14 protein-coding genes are annotated in these 13352 nt (G+C 65.3%); 7 read left to right on the top strand and 7 right to left on the bottom strand.

Going from position 1 to position 13352, the window contains the following annotated elements; genetic code table 11:
* Window positions 1-8 precede the first annotated feature (8 nt).
* Together VIQ49_RS10580 and VIQ49_RS10575 are read right to left on the bottom strand one after the other, a co-directional pair.
* Entirely contained in the window at window positions 9-1112 is a 1104-nt protein-coding gene (locus VIQ49_RS10580) for a C40 family peptidase (RefSeq protein WP_331884195.1), read from the bottom strand.
* Complete coding sequence (locus VIQ49_RS10575; RefSeq protein WP_331884193.1) at window positions 1113-1430, bottom strand: type VII secretion target; 318 nt, start codon at window positions 1428-1430, stop codon at window positions 1113-1115.
* 51 nt (window positions 1431-1481) lie between these two features.
* Between VIQ49_RS10575 and upp the strand changes: the two genes are divergently transcribed.
* Together upp and VIQ49_RS10565 are read left to right on the top strand one after the other, a co-directional pair.
* The gene (gene upp, locus VIQ49_RS10570) at window positions 1482-2105 is read left to right on the top strand and encodes a uracil phosphoribosyltransferase (protein WP_331884191.1); all 624 of its coding nucleotides are present in this window, start codon (window positions 1482-1484) and stop codon (window positions 2103-2105) included.
* Window positions 2106-2285: 180 nt separating this feature from the next.
* Window positions 2286-2654 carry a cupin domain-containing protein gene (locus VIQ49_RS10565; RefSeq protein WP_331884189.1) on the top strand — a complete coding sequence of 123 codons (369 nt, stop codon included), beginning with the start codon at window positions 2286-2288 and terminating at the stop codon, window positions 2652-2654.
* A gap of 37 nt (window positions 2655-2691) precedes the next feature.
* On the opposite strand, the gene VIQ49_RS10560 is transcribed toward VIQ49_RS10565, so the two are convergent.
* Genes VIQ49_RS10560 through VIQ49_RS10545 form a run of 4 tightly spaced genes read right to left on the bottom strand, consistent with a single transcriptional unit; the run spans window position 2692 to window position 6609 of the window.
* Window positions 2692-3471, bottom strand: coding sequence for an ABC transporter ATP-binding protein (locus tag VIQ49_RS10560; protein WP_331884186.1), 780 nt, complete (start codon window positions 3469-3471; stop codon window positions 2692-2694).
* A 32-nt stretch (window positions 3472-3503) separates the two neighbouring features.
* Window positions 3504-4121, bottom strand: coding sequence for a hypothetical protein (locus tag VIQ49_RS10555; RefSeq protein WP_331884184.1), 618 nt, complete (start codon window positions 4119-4121; stop codon window positions 3504-3506).
* A gap of 9 nt (window positions 4122-4130) precedes the next feature.
* Entirely contained in the window at window positions 4131-5762 is a 1632-nt protein-coding gene (locus VIQ49_RS10550) for a phospho-sugar mutase (RefSeq protein WP_331884181.1), read from the bottom strand.
* Window positions 5763-5769: 7 nt separating this feature from the next.
* Window positions 5770-6609: a purine-nucleoside phosphorylase gene (locus VIQ49_RS10545; RefSeq protein ID WP_331884178.1), complete on the bottom strand. Its 840-nt coding sequence runs from the start codon at window positions 6607-6609 to the stop codon at window positions 5770-5772.
* Between the two features lie 87 nt (window positions 6610-6696).
* Here VIQ49_RS10545 and VIQ49_RS10540 point away from each other — a divergent pair, with 87 nt between their 5' ends.
* The 3 genes from VIQ49_RS10540 to VIQ49_RS10530 are packed head-to-tail and all read left to right on the top strand — an operon-like array spanning window position 6697 to window position 9847.
* Window positions 6697-7389, top strand: a complete 693-nt coding sequence (locus tag VIQ49_RS10540; protein WP_331884175.1) for an enoyl-CoA hydratase/isomerase family protein — start codon at window positions 6697-6699, stop codon at window positions 7387-7389.
* Window positions 7390-7430: 41 nt separating this feature from the next.
* Entirely contained in the window at window positions 7431-8636 is a 1206-nt protein-coding gene (locus VIQ49_RS10535) for an amidohydrolase (RefSeq protein ID WP_331884173.1), read from the top strand.
* The gene (locus VIQ49_RS10530) at window positions 8633-9847 is read left to right on the top strand and encodes a M20 family metallopeptidase (protein ID WP_331884170.1); all 1215 of its coding nucleotides are present in this window, start codon (window positions 8633-8635) and stop codon (window positions 9845-9847) included. Before VIQ49_RS10535 ends, VIQ49_RS10530 begins: the two co-directional genes overlap by 4 nt.
* Here the strand turns inward: VIQ49_RS10530 and VIQ49_RS10525 are convergent.
* Window positions 9844-10332, bottom strand: coding sequence for a gamma-glutamylcyclotransferase (locus VIQ49_RS10525; RefSeq protein ID WP_331884168.1), 489 nt, complete (start codon window positions 10330-10332; stop codon window positions 9844-9846). The two genes, VIQ49_RS10530 and VIQ49_RS10525, sit on opposite strands and share 4 nt — an antisense overlap.
* A gap of 140 nt (window positions 10333-10472) precedes the next feature.
* On the opposite strand from VIQ49_RS10525, the gene VIQ49_RS10520 reads away from it, so the two are divergent.
* Together VIQ49_RS10520 and VIQ49_RS10515 are read left to right on the top strand one after the other, a co-directional pair.
* Window positions 10473-11891 (top strand): NAD(P)H-quinone dehydrogenase, encoded by a 1419-nt coding sequence (locus VIQ49_RS10520; protein WP_331884165.1) that lies wholly within the window; start codon window positions 10473-10475, stop codon window positions 11889-11891.
* 145 nt (window positions 11892-12036) lie between these two features.
* On the top strand, window positions 12037-13212 hold the full coding sequence (locus tag VIQ49_RS10515) for a PLP-dependent aminotransferase family protein (protein WP_331884162.1): 1176 nt from the start codon (window positions 12037-12039) through the stop codon (window positions 13210-13212).
* Window positions 13213-13352 lie beyond the last annotated feature (140 nt).

Genomic DNA, 13352 nt, shown 5'->3' with positions numbered 1-13352 from the left:
TCTGTGCGTCACGTCGGCCGGTAGAACCCCTCGAACGTCTGATCCAGGTTGGTGGTTCGGACGGCCGAAACGCTGACCGGATCGCCAGCTTCGACCATCTGGCCGTTGCCGATGTACATCGCGACATGGCCGGACCACACCGCAAGGTCGCCGGGCTGGAGGTCGGCTGAAGAAACAGCCACTCCGGCGGTGTCCTGATCTTGGGCGAGCCGGGGGAGTTCGACACCGGCTTCGCGGTACGCCCATTGCGTCAGGCCGCTGCAATCGAGACCGACTCCGGGGGTGGTGCCACCCCATACGTAGGGCACGCCTTGCTGACTCAGCGCGGCCCGCACCGCTGTGGCGGCGCGCTCGTTGGGTGCGTAGGCGACCGACCCGTCCGGCAGGGTGATCGCGACGCCGGTGCCGTCGGGGTCGGCGGCCGACAGCCCGGCGGGGACAGTCTGCGCGGCTCCCGGGTCCGGGGCCGTTGCTGATGCGGGCATGGCTGAGGTGGACGCGGCTGAGTCGGCAACCGCGGTGACCGGCCCGAATGCTGCGTTGGAGAGGTTTCCGAGTTCGGTGCCGACGCGGGCCAGCTGGGGGATGACCGAATCGGTTGCGGCCGGCGCGGGTGTCCGCCCGACCTGCAGAAGCCGTTCGGTGTCGGTGCTCAGTTCGGTGCGGGTGCGTTCGACGACGTCGATGCCGCGTTGCAGGTGATCCATCGCGACGGGCAGGATCGCGGTCACGCCCGCGGGTGAGAAGAGCGAAGGCCCCATCGCTGCGGCGATCGTGACGAAGGAGTCGAGGATGGCTTCGAGTTCGAGGGCCGCACGCCGCACCTTGTCGGCGGCGGACTCGATGATGTCGGCGATGGCAACGCTGTTGTCGGAGTAATTCGCCGTCGCGGCGACCACCTCGTCGAGGACCGCGATCGCCGAGTTCGCGCCTGTGCCTGACCACTGGGGTTTGAGTTCGGTGTTCACACGGTATTGGCCGGCCCGCGATTCGTCGAGAACTGTTGCAACCGTTCTCAATTGCGTGGCCGGAGCGCCGCCGGGCAAACGGCCGGTACCCAGGGTGGCGAGTAGCGCCTGCAGCGGAGCGATCAGGATCTCGACGGGGATCATCTACAGCGCCTTGGTCTGTACGGCGCTGATCTGCTGTGCGTTGGCATCGTCGGCGCCCGAATAGGTGATTGCGGACTGCTGTAGGCCGGTGGCCAGGGTGTCGATTCGGGACGCGAGAGCGGTGAGTTCAGAAGTGTGCCGCTCCGTCACCATCACCGCCGCTGCGGCGAACTCAGCGCCCATCAGCCCGAAGGTGGGAATGAGCCCGACCGCCTCGACGCGCCCGGCGGCCGCGTACGCCGCGATCTGGGCGCCAACCGATCGGGTGCCGGCAGCGGCGGTGGTCAGAGCGGCGGGTTCAACAGATACCGAGGTCATGGGAGTACGACGCGATAGGCATGCGGTCTGGTTCCCTCGTATGGTTAGCCCATGCAGATCCGGACTGTCGATCATCCTCTGGCCGCGGCCAGGCTGACCACCTTGCGCGACAAGAACACCGACAACGCGGCGTTCCGCGGAGCCTTGTCAGACCTGACCCAGATGCTGATCTACGAGGCGTTGATCGGTGCCCCGGTCGCGGAGATCCCGGTGTCCACGCCGGTGACCGAGACCACGGGCGTCCGGCTGGCGAGCCCGCCGTTGCTCGTCCCGGTTTTGCGGGCAGGCCTGGGCATGGTCGAGCAGGCACACGCGATGGTGCCGGAGGCCAATGTAGGTTTTGTGGGAATCGCCCGCAACGAGGACACACATCAGCCGGTGCCGTATCTCGAATCCCTGCCCGACGACCTGTCCGGTCAGCCGGTGTTTGTCCTCGACCCGATGCTTGCCACCGGTGGTTCGATGATCCACACGATCGAATTGCTGGTGACCCGCAAAGCCTCGGACATCACCGCGGTATGTGTTGTGGCAGCACCTGAAGGTGTTGCAGCACTCGAGAATTCGGGACTTCCGGTTCGGCTGGTCACGGCGGCGATCGACGACGGGCTCAACGACGTCGCCTACATCACCCCGGGCCTCGGAGATGCCGGAGACCGCCAGTTCGGGCCTCGGTAGGTCAAACCTGGGCGACCTCCGGTCAGCGAATTCGGTCAACCGCTGATCGAGCCCGGGCGGAATGCGAAGAATCTGTTCGGGGTTTCTTGGTGGCGCTCGTCAAGCGGGTTGTTGAGCGATGTTCCGGTTGGACCAAACTTTTGAGGCGCCAGGTCTGGTGGGGTGTGCCAGGATCGGAGTATGTCGAAGGATGCAGTAGACATTGTTGCGAAGTTGTCATCGTTCTCCGAGCACTGGTCACCGAAGGTCGTGGCTCGGCTCAACGATTACGAGATAAAGGTGGTAAAGCTCGAAGGTGAGTTCGTGTGGCACAAGCATGTTGCAACCGATGAGCTGTTCTTTGTGGTCGAGGGTGAACTGACCATTCAGATGCGTGACGGCGACGTCCGCGTGCGGCCGGGTCAGTTGTTCGTGGTGCCCAGGGGTGTTGAACACTGCCCTGTCGCGGAAGGGGAGGTCCACGCCATGCTCGTCGAGCCCGCCGGCGTTCAGAACACCGGTGATGCTGGTGGACCGCTGACGGCGGAGACCGACGACTCGCTCATCTGAGAAGTGGACGCGGGGCCTTCGATCGTGGTGTGCGGTGTCAGCTACTGCGCGCCGCCCACCGGCCGGAGTCTCGGGTCACCTGGACGGGGTGGTCGAAGCACTTGGTGATCGTTGCCGAGGTGAGCGACTTCTCGACCGGGCCCGCGATGACGGTCTCGCCGTCGCGCAGCAACAGTGCGTGGCTGGTGCTCGTCGGAAGGTCTTCGAGGTGGTGGGTGACCAGGACGCTGGCCAGTCCGGTGACTTCGGTTCGGAGCTGGTCGATGCTGCTCAGCAGTTGTTCGCGGGCGGCGAGGTCGAGCCCGGTCGCGGGTTCATCGAGCAGCAAAAGGGACGGCCGAGGCATCAGGGCCCGGGCGATGAGGGTTCGGCCGCGTTCGCCCTGACTCATCGTGGTCCACACCGAATCCCGGCGCTGCGACATTCCGAGGAGTTCGAGGAGATCGTCGGCGTGCCGGTGGTCGTCATCGGTGTAACGGCGGCGAGGATCGAGTTCGGGCGTGTTGGTCAGACCGGTCAGGACCACGTCGTGCGCCCTCAGCGGGAGGTCGAGACGATGCCGTGGGTCGACATGTCCGATATGCGTGCGCAATTCGCGCATGTCGACCCGGCCCAACCGGTGACCCAGCACATCGACGGTGCCGCGCGTCGGGTGCCCGAACGCGCCGAGGATGTGGAGGAGTGTCGATTTACCCGCGCCGTTGGGGCCCAACAGCGCCCAGTGTTCACCGGGGTGGACGGTGAAATCGATGTCCCGCAACAGGTATCGTCCGCCCCGCACCACGTCGATTCCGGTGGCATGCAGAACATCGGACATGGGGGCAGAGCTCGATTCGCTTCGTGTCACGGTCAATTCGTCCAGTAGTAGATCATGGGTTCGGCACTGACGACGTCGCCGCCTGTGGTGATGGTCAGCGACGACGGTGTGATCCGATATGTGTAGCCGTCCTTCATGGCCACGAACTGGTCGCCGGAGCGGGTCGGAAATCCGATCTCCGCGGTCAAACCGTCGGCCAGTCCTTTGTAGTAGTACCGGCCGGTCTGATTACCGACTTGGCAGACAACGACTTTCGACCGATCTGTCTGGCCGACCATCACGGCGGGGTCCGCAGATGTGTTGCAGCGTGGGCCGCTGACAAAACCATGCTGATCCGTGCCCGGGACCGTCGGCTGCGGACCGACGGAGCGCGGCGTCGTTGTGGTCGTCGGCGGCACCGTGCTCGTCACCGTGGACGGCGGTGCTGTCACGGTGGACGGCCTTCCCGTCACGGTCTGTGTCGAAACCGGTGGGGTTGTTGTGGTGCTGCTGCTTTCGGCTTGCGGCGTCGAGTCGTCGGAGGGGATGAGGAGAAAGCCGAGCAGCACGGCCAGCGCGAGCAGCAGAACGCCGGCGATCATCGCACCGATCACAACCGGCGACGACCACGGCGACCTCGGCGGTGGTGTCGGGTAATGGTTTCCGCTCACGCGCTCACCCTACCGGCGACCACCGGCACAGAACGCGGCAATTTCTGCGGTGATCGCCGACAGCCGCGCCTGCGCGGAGGTACGTGCCGTTGCCGGTGGCGGGCCGGGAGTTTCGGCGACCTCGAGATAGAACTTCAGCTTCGGCTCGGTACCCGATGGCCTGGCGATGACCCTGACCTGGCCGGTTTCAGTGTTGCCGGTGAGCTGGACGGCGTCGGTCGACGCGCCAGGTGCACGTTCGAGTAGGTCCTCGGCGTCGACCTCTACCCCGTCCAGCTGCCTCGGTGGACTCGTTCGCAGGTCTTCCATGATGGCGGCGATCTGTGTGAGGTCGTCGACCCGCACCGAGTATTGACCGGTCAGATGGACGCCGTGCTCCACCTCGATCTCGTCGAGCCGGTCGGCGAGGACACGGTCGGAGTCGGCGAGCTCCTGGGTGAGGACACAGAGCGCGACCGCGGCGCTGATGCCGTCTTTGTCGCGTACGCCGTCCGGGTCTACACAGTGGCCGATGGCTTCTTCGTAGGCGTAGACCAGGCCGTCCCCGGCGCGGACCAGCCACTTGAAACCGGTCAGTGTGGCCGCGTACCGGACTCCGGCGGCGGCGGCGATCTTGCCGAGCAGGCTGCCGGACACGATGGTGTTGGCCACCAGCACGTCTTCCCCCGTGTGCGCGGCGACGATCTGGGCGCCGAGGAGCGCTCCGGTCTCATCGCCGGTGAGCATCCGCCAGGTGCCGTCGATCCGCGCGCCGACAGCGCAGCGGTCGGCGTCGGGATCGAGGGCGATGGCGATGTCGGCGTCGATGTCCTCGGTTAGCGCGAGCAGCAGGTCCGCCGCGCCAGGCTCTTCGGGATTCGGGAATGCTGCCGTCGGGAAGTCCGGATCGGGGGCGTGCTGCAATCCGACCACGGTGACGTCGTGAAAGCCGCACTCGCGCAGGGCTTGGACCGCGAGGTCTCCGCCGACGCCGTGCATTGCTGTCAGGGCGATACTGATCGAGCGATGATCACGGTGGCCGAACCGGGTGACGATGCGCGTCAGATAGTGCCCGATGTTGTTGCGGGCCCGCTCATCCGGCGCGACCGGTGTCCGCGGGATGTCGATCGCTGGTCCGGTGGCGGCGATCAAGTCCTCGATTTCGGCGTCGGCAGGCGGAACCAACTGCGCTCCGTGCTCGAGATAGACCTTGTAGCCGTTGTCGGCCGGCGGGTTGTGGGAGGCGGTGATCTGGATCCCGGCGACCGCATGCAGGTGCCTGACGGCGTACGCGACCAGCGGCGTCGGTCCCGGTTCCGGCAGTGCCACGACGTCGAACCCCTGCGCCGCAAGAACTTCCGCAGTGGCCGCAAAAAAGTCCTCGGAGCCGTGGCGCGCGTCCCGTCCGACGACCACCGTACCGCCGGTGTGACCGTGATCGATCAGCCACTGCGCGAGGCCGGCGGTGGCCTTGGTGACCACCGCGACATTCATTCCCAGTGGGCCGCCGCGGACCGGACCCCGCAGACCCGCAGTGCCGAAATGCAGTGTGTCAGAGAAACGTTCACCCAATGCTGCCGGGTCCAGCGACGCGAGTTCGGTCCGGGTACGGGGATCGGGATCGGCCTCGATCCAGGCGGCCACTGCATCGGGAGTTGTCATCGGTATCTCAGATCTGCTCGATCACCTGTGCCAGCAGGTGACCCATCCGGGTGGCCGACGCGCGACCGACTTCGAGAACCTCTTCATGGTTCAGCGGTTCGCCGGTGATGCCCGCCGCGAGGTTGGTCACCAATGAGATACCGAGGACCGCCATCTTCTCCGCGCGGGCGGCGATGGTCTCGTGCACCGTCGACATGCCGACCAGGTCGGCGCCGAGAACCCTGAGCATGTTGATCTCGGCGGGTGTTTCGTAGTGGGGGCCAGGCAGACCCGCGTACACACCCTCGGCCAGCGATGGGTCGACCGACTGGGCGATCTTCCGCAGAGTCGGTGAATACGCGTCGACCAGGTCGACGAACTGAGCGCCGACAAGAGGGGAGCGGGCGGTGAGGTTCAGATGGTCGCTGATCAAGACCGCCTGGCCGACCGCCATGTCATGGCGCAACCCGCCGGCGGCGTTGGTGAGCACGATCGTCCCGGCGCCGCACATGGCAGCGGTTCGTACGCCGTGGACAACGCTGGCCAACGGATATCCTTCGTACGCATGGGTTCTGCCCAACAACACCAGGACGGAACGGCCGCCGACGCGCACTGAATGCACGGTCCCGGAGTGCCCGGCCGCGCTCGGTGGTGTGAATCCCGGCAGGTCTGCCATCGGGATGCTCGCGTCAGGGGTACCCAGCGTGGCTGCGGCCGGCGCCCACCCCGAACCGAGAACCACGGCGACATCGTGACTCGGCTTTCCTGTTGCTGCGGCGATCGCATCGGCTGCGGCCTGCGCTGCGCCGATGGGATCGATCGACGGATCGAAGCTGGGGGAAACCACGTCGGGTCCTTCGGTTGCCATGGCCCAACCCTAAGGCGAAAACCGTTCGCGCTCGCGCTTCCCCGTGTCCGTCGCATCGGGGCATCGCAGGACCGCTAGGCTCGCCGCATGCCGTACGTGACCACACAAGACACCGTGCACACGCTCTATCTGGGCACCGAGGGTGATGAGAGTGACACCGACAACAGGTTCGGGATCGACTGGCTCGATTCGATCAATGCCTGCCTCGACGAGGTCGTGGACAAAAAGCGGGGCGCACTGGTCATCACCGCAACCGGAAAGTTCTTCTCCAATGGGCTCGACGTGGAGTACATCGGTGCGAACGGCGACACGCTGCCGGCCTACCTCGACCGTGTCCACGCGCTGTACACGCGCATTTTGACGTTCCCTCAGCCCACCGTCTCCGCGATCAACGGCCACGCGTTCGGCGCCGGCGCGATGCTGGCGCTCTGTGCCGATCATCGGTTGATGCGGACCGAGCGTGGGTTCTGGTCGCTCCCCGAGATCCAGCTCGGCATGCCGTTCACCAGGGGGATGGCGACGCTGCTCCGTACCCGCCTGACCGATGCGACCGCCACCGAGGCCATGACCACCGGGCGGCGGTACGGCGGCCTGGACGCGGTGACCGCGGGCATCGTCGAGCAGGCTGTCGACATCGGTGCACTGCCGTCCACGGCGTCCGACATCGCGGCGTCGCGTGGTCCTCTGGCCGGTCCGGCGTTGGAAATGATCAAGAAGGGGCTGCGTGCGCCCCTGCTCGCCGACCTCGCCTATCCGACGCCGTCTTCCCTGGTTGGTTAACTCAGATCAAGTGCCGATCGCGATGGTGAGAGAATGACCCGATGACACAGATCGGGCAGCGAGGTGCACAGGCCGTGCAGGCCGTTGCCGGTGACCTGGTCGAGTTGTCCCACTCACTCCACGCCGAACCGGAGTTGGCTTTCGAGGAACGCCGTAGCGTCGCCAAGGTGACCGATCTGCTCGACGGTTATGGTTTCGAGGTCGCCACCGGTGTGGCGGACCTGCCCACCGCGTTCACCGCGACCTACGGCTCGGGCGACCTGGTGGTCGGCCTCTGCGCCGAGTACGACGCGCTGCCAGGGTTGGGGCATGCCTGTGGCCACAACATGATTGCCGCCATCTCCGTTGGCGCCGCCCGAGGACTCGCCGAGATCGCCGATGAACTCGGCATCACCGTGATGGTGCTGGGGACCCCCGCCGAGGAAACCGGCGGCGGAAAGATCGTGATGGCCGAGGCCGGGGTGTTCGATTCGGTCGCGATGGCGATGATGGTGCACCCGGGCCGGATCGACGAGATCGCCAGCAGTTCGTTGGCATTGGACGATTTGGCCATTCGCTACACCGGCGTCGAAGCCCATGCCGCAGCCTCGCCCGAACGTGGACGCAATGCTGCCGATGCGGCAACCGTCGCGCAGGTCTCGCTCGGGTTGCTGCGTCAGTACTTGAAGTCGGGGCAGCAGATCCACGGAATCGTCAGCGACGGCGGCAGTGCCCCGAACATCGTGACCGCGCACAGCGAGCTCCTCTATTACCTGCGAGCCGTGGATGAGTCGTCGTTGAGCGATCTGCGCGAACGGGCGGAAGCCTGCTTTGCGGCGGGTGCGCTGGCTGCGGGCTGCACGTACGAGATATCGCCGGTGTCACCCACATACGTCGAACTCCGGCATGATCAGCGACTGCTGGAGGCATACCGGGGTGCGATCGCAGACCTCGGACGTGAGGCGATGCCTGCCGCACTCGAGGGAGTGCGTCCCTTGGGCAGTACAGATATGGGCAACATCAGCCATGTGTTGCCGTCCATCCACCCCATGATCGGCATCGAGAGCAACGGCGCCGGTACCCATGAGATCGAGTTCGCCGCGGCGGCGGCCTCGCCGTCGGCGGATCAGGCGGTGGTCGACGGTGCGCTGGCATTGGCAGCGACCGCCGTGGGCGCCGCGGCCGACGCGCAGTGGCGTGAAGACCTCCTGCAACAGCAGGAAAAACGAGTAGGTGCAGTCTCGCGTGACGCGGGCAGAAGACGATGAGTGTGCAACGAATCATGAGTGGGCAACACGTGGATGCGAAACGGTTCCTGACGGACCTGGACGATTGGCTCGCCGCCAACACTGCGCAACTGGTGGCCTGGCGCCGGGACTTTCATACCCATCCGGAGCTGTCGCGGAGTGAACTCCGGACCACCGGCATCATCGTCGACGAACTGACAAAGGCCGGGCTGTCACCGCGCATCCTGCCGCAGGGCGTTGGCGTGGTGTGCGACATCGGTCCCGCCGGACCCCTGGTGGCCCTGCGTGCCGACATGGATGCGCTGCCGATCGCCGAGCTGACCGGGCTCCCGTTCTCGTCCACCGTCGAAGGTGTCTCGCATGCTTGTGGGCACGACGGTCACACCGCCGTCCTGCTGGGCGTGGGCAAGGCACTGGCGTCGATGGAGGACCTGCCGATCGGGGTGCGTCTGGTGTTCCAGGCGGCGGAGGAAGTGATGCCCGGTGGCGCCCTCGATGCCGTCACCGCCGGTGTGACGCGGGGCGTGTCGCAGATCTACGCATTGCACTGTGATCCGAAACTCGAGGTCGGCAAAGTGGGGTTGCGCAGCGGGCCGATCACCTCGGCGGCCGACCACGTCGAACTCGTCCTGCACTCACCCGGAGGCCACACGTCACGCCCGCACCTGACCGCGGACCTCATCTATGCGATGGGGGCGGTCATCACCGGTCTGCCGGGCGTGCTGTCACGACGCATCGACCCGCGTACCAGCACCGTGATGGTGTGGGGTTCGGTGCATGCCGGGGATGCGCCCAACGCGATACCTCAAGAAGGCCGCCTGCGGGGCACGGTCCGCACCGGTGATCACGCCACCTGGGCACTGCTGGAACCGTTGGTGCGCGAGATCATCGAGGGACTGCTGGCGCCGTTGAGCGTGCGCTACGACCTGATCTACAAACGCGGCGTCCCACCCGTGGTCAACGACTCGGTCTCCACGGAGGTGTTCCGTGATGCGATCTTGTCGGTGAGCTCCGAAGCACTGGCCGACACCGCGCAATCCGGTGGTGGAGAAGACTTTTCGTGGTACCTCGAGAACGTCCCCGGTGCGATGGCGCGGCTGGGCGTGTGGTCCGGGCATGGCCCGCAGGTCGATCTGCATCAGCCGAACTTCGACCTCGACGAGCGTGCGCTGGCAGTGGGTGTTCGGACGCTGGCCGGGATCGTCCTGGAGGCGAGCCTGCGTAACCGTTAGTGGTCAGGTCCGGGGCTGTCTGGCCCCGGACCCACATTCCGGGATTCGCGGACACGGAGCTGATGCACGTATTCGGTGGGTGCTCCGGCGATTTCGGCTGCCTCGGACATCACACCGAGGTAGCGCGCCGACGGCAACCCGCCCTCGAAGGCGTCCAGGACGTACAGCCACGCCAGAACAGGTCCGTTGGGTGTGGTGATCCGGGCCCGGATCTTGCGATGGATCCCGAGTTCGGAGCCTTCCCAGCGGTCGAGGCTGGATTCGTCGTCTTCGGTCACGTCGTACAAGACGACGAACACGCGGGCCTCGGGATCGTCGCGATCCTCGGTGACCGTGGCCAGTGCGCCTTCCCAGCCGATGTCGCCGCCGCCGAAGGTGAGCCGCCACCCGTACAGCCAGCCCGTGCCCGCCATCGGAGAGTGGGGGGCACGCATGAGCATCTGCTCTGGGTGCATGTTTGAGCCGTAGGCCGCGTAGATAGGCACGGAGAGGAGCCTAGAGGGTCAGCTCCCCATCGGGAAAGTGCAACCGGTGATCGACTAGATTCTCAAGTGGCGCCACCCCCGCCGTCAGGCCCCGTTTGCAGCCTGTCAGGCCCGTCCGACACCCTGGAGTTGACCTGAAGATGACGAAAATAGTGATCCTCGGTGGAGGACCGGCCGGCTACGAGGCGGCCCTCGCCGCAGCGACCTACGGTGCCGACATCACCATCGTCGACAGCGACGGCATGGGCGGCGCCTGTGTCCTGTGGGACTGTGTGCCGTCGAAGACCTTCATCGCGTCCACCGGGATCAGGACCGACGTCCGCCGAGCCGTTGACCTGGGGATCAACCTGCAATACGACGACGCGCTCGTGTCCCTGCCGCAGATTCACGAGCGCGTCAAAGATCTTGCCTTCGCGCAGTCCTCAGACATCCGGTCGCGGCTGCTGAGCGAGGATGTCAGGATCCTTCACGGCCGTGGACGCCTGGCCGCACCCGAGGTCGGTTTCGCCCGTCACAAGATCGTCGCCACACCGATCGAGGCCGACGGCACTGACGGAGACGTGGAGATCCTGGACGCCGATGTGGTGTTGGTCGCAACCGGCGCGTCGCCACGGATTCTGCCCGCCGCACAGCCCGACGGTGAACGCATCCTCACCTGGCGTCAGATGTACGACCTCAACGAGTTCCCCGAACATCTCATCGTTGTCGGATCAGGTGTGACCGGCGCCGAGTTCGTCCACGCGTACACCGAACTCGGCGTACCGGTGACGATGGTGTCGAGCCGCGACCGCGTGTTGCCCGGCGAAGACGAAGATGCAGCGTTGGTGCTCGAGGACGTGTTGGCCGAGCGCGGCGTGAAGCTTGTGAAGCATGCGCGGGCCGACAAGGTGGAGCGCACCGCTGACGGCGTGCGGGTCAGTCTTGCCGACGGACGCACCGTCGACGGTTCGCACTGTCTGATGACTGTCGGATCGGTGCCGAACACCGACGACCTCGGACTCGAAAACGTCGGGCTGGAACTCGACCGAGGTGGCTACCTGAACGTCGACCGGGTCTCGCGGACGGCAGTGCCCGGCATCTACGCCGCAGGTGACTGCACAGGCCTGTTGCCCCTGGCCTCGGTGGCCGCGATGCAGGGTCGTATCGCGATGTACCACTCGCTGGGCGAAGGCGTGTCTCCGATTCGGCTCAAGACCGTGGCCTCTGCGATCTTCACTCGGCCCGAGATCGCCACGGTTGGTGTCAGCCAGCAGGCCATCGACTCCGGTGAGTACCCGGCCCGCACGATCATGTTGCCGCTCGCCACGAACGCGCGCGCCAAGATGAGCGGTCTGCGTCGTGGCTTCGTGAAGATCTTCTGCCGCCCGGCCACGGGCGTGGTGATCGGTGGAGTTGTGGTGGCTCCCAACGCGTCTGAGCTGATCCTCCCGATCGCGATCGCGGTGCAGAACAAGTTGATGGTCAGCGACCTGGCGCAGACGTTTTCCGTGTACCCGTCGCTGTCGGGGTCGATCACCGAGGCCGCCCGGCAGTTGGTGCGGCACGACGACCTGGACTGAACTATCTCATAATTTGAGATAGACATTTCATTTTTCTCGTCAGGCGCGTTAGCGTGGGTCTTGCGACTCACACTGGCGCGCCTGATCTGGTGACCACTCTCATCACCACACTTCATTGATACCGCTGCCGTGGAGAGTGTTGCCCATGTTTGTTGTCGAGAATTCCTTTGCACCGTCCGATGCGTTGGCGAATATCCGCGGGTCGGCGATCCGCGATCTGTTGAAGCTGACCGAGCAGCCCGACGTGCTGAGTTTGGCGGGCGGACTGCCGGCCACCGAACTGATTCCTGCCGAGCGGATTTCAGAATCCGCCGCTCGAATCAGTGCGGACCCGCAGGCGCTGCAATACACAGTGAGCGCAGGGGTGTACTCCTGCCGCGAGGCGGTGGCCCGGTATCTCGGCGCCGATGATCCGAGCGGGGTCTTGCTGACGCACGGTTCGCAACAGGCGCTGTTCCTGTTGGCGCACGCTTTGGTGAATCCCGGCGATCTGGTCATCGTCGACGACCCGGTTTACGTGGGTGCACTGCAGGTGTTCCAGTCGGTGCGGGCGCGAGTGCGTGCGTTGCCGATCACCCCTTCGGGTGTAGATGTGGAGACACTGCGTGAGATGCTCGAGGCGGGCGAGCGCCCGCGGATGGTCCACACCGTCAGCAACTTTCACAACCCAGCCGGAGTGACAGTCACGGCCGCAACCCGAATCGAACTGGCACGCCTGGCTGATCGTTACGGATTCATCGTCGTCGAAGACGACCCGTACGGACGGTTGAGATTCTCTGGCGCGGATGTCGAACCGATTGCGGCGCATAGCGATCGGGTGGTCCGGTTGGGTTCGGCGTCGAAGATCCTGGCGCCGGCGCTTCGGGTCGGCTGGATGAGTGGGCCGTCAGGGGTAATCGAGATGGTGGAGCTACTGCGCCAAGGTGCCGACCTGTGTGGATCGACCTTCAGCCAGTTGATGGTTGCCGAACTACTGGACGACAGCGCCTGGTTGGATACTCACGTTGCTCACGTCCAGACCGAATATCGGCTGCGTGCAACAGCTTTGACATCGGCGCTCGAGTGTGAACTGGGTGGCAGGATTCAGTTCTCGCAGCCCGAGGGTGGAATGTTCTGTTGGGCTCGGATCCCCGGCGTCGATACGTCGAGGCTATTGGCCGACGCGGTGACTGCCGGTGTTGCCTTTGTGCCGGGGGCGGCCTTCGGTGTGGAAGCCGACTTCAGTGAATGCCTGCGACTCAGCTTCTCCGCGTTGCCGCCGGACGGACTACACGAGGCGGTTCGGCGATTGGCTATAGCTCTGGAGAGCTCCTCAAATTAGTTCGAATTCTTGTTCGACAGACCGCTGGTATTGGCGTAGACTGGTCGAAAGTATTCGTTCAGATGTGCTGGGGGGCACCGTGACTGACGATCATTCTGTTGATTCTGGTTTGTCTGTTGATGCTGTGTCGGTTCCGGTGT

It is taken from the genome of Williamsia sp. (genome assembly GCF_036566845.1).
In the GTDB taxonomy this organism is placed as follows: domain Bacteria; phylum Actinomycetota; class Actinomycetes; order Mycobacteriales; family Mycobacteriaceae; genus Williamsia.
This window is presented reverse-complemented; position numbering and strand designations above follow the sequence as displayed.

Excerpts from the sequence above, each read along its gene's own strand:
- VIQ49_RS10580 (WP_331884195.1), bottom strand. The coding sequence starts at position 1,112 with ATGATCCCCGTCGAGATCCTGATCGCTCCGCTGCAGGCGCTACTCGCC.
- VIQ49_RS10575 (WP_331884193.1), bottom strand. The coding sequence starts at position 1,430 with ATGACCTCGGTATCTGTTGAACCCGCCGCTCTGACCACCGCCGCTGCC.
- upp (WP_331884191.1), top strand. The coding sequence starts at position 1,482 with ATGCAGATCCGGACTGTCGATCATCCTCTGGCCGCGGCCAGGCTGACC.
- VIQ49_RS10565 (WP_331884189.1), top strand. The coding sequence starts at position 2,286 with ATGTCGAAGGATGCAGTAGACATTGTTGCGAAGTTGTCATCGTTCTCC.
- VIQ49_RS10560 (WP_331884186.1), bottom strand. The coding sequence starts at position 3,471 with ATGTCCGATGTTCTGCATGCCACCGGAATCGACGTGGTGCGGGGCGGA.
- VIQ49_RS10550 (WP_331884181.1), bottom strand. The coding sequence starts at position 5,762 with ATGACAACTCCCGATGCAGTGGCCGCCTGGATCGAGGCCGATCCCGAT.
- VIQ49_RS10545 (WP_331884178.1), bottom strand. The coding sequence starts at position 6,609 with ATGGCAACCGAAGGACCCGACGTGGTTTCCCCCAGCTTCGATCCGTCG.
- VIQ49_RS10540 (WP_331884175.1), top strand. The coding sequence starts at position 6,697 with ATGCCGTACGTGACCACACAAGACACCGTGCACACGCTCTATCTGGGC.
- VIQ49_RS10535 (WP_331884173.1), top strand. The coding sequence starts at position 7,431 with ATGACACAGATCGGGCAGCGAGGTGCACAGGCCGTGCAGGCCGTTGCC.
- VIQ49_RS10530 (WP_331884170.1), top strand. The coding sequence starts at position 8,633 with ATGAGTGTGCAACGAATCATGAGTGGGCAACACGTGGATGCGAAACGG.
- VIQ49_RS10520 (WP_331884165.1), top strand. The coding sequence starts at position 10,473 with ATGACGAAAATAGTGATCCTCGGTGGAGGACCGGCCGGCTACGAGGCG.
- VIQ49_RS10515 (WP_331884162.1), top strand. The coding sequence starts at position 12,037 with ATGTTTGTTGTCGAGAATTCCTTTGCACCGTCCGATGCGTTGGCGAAT.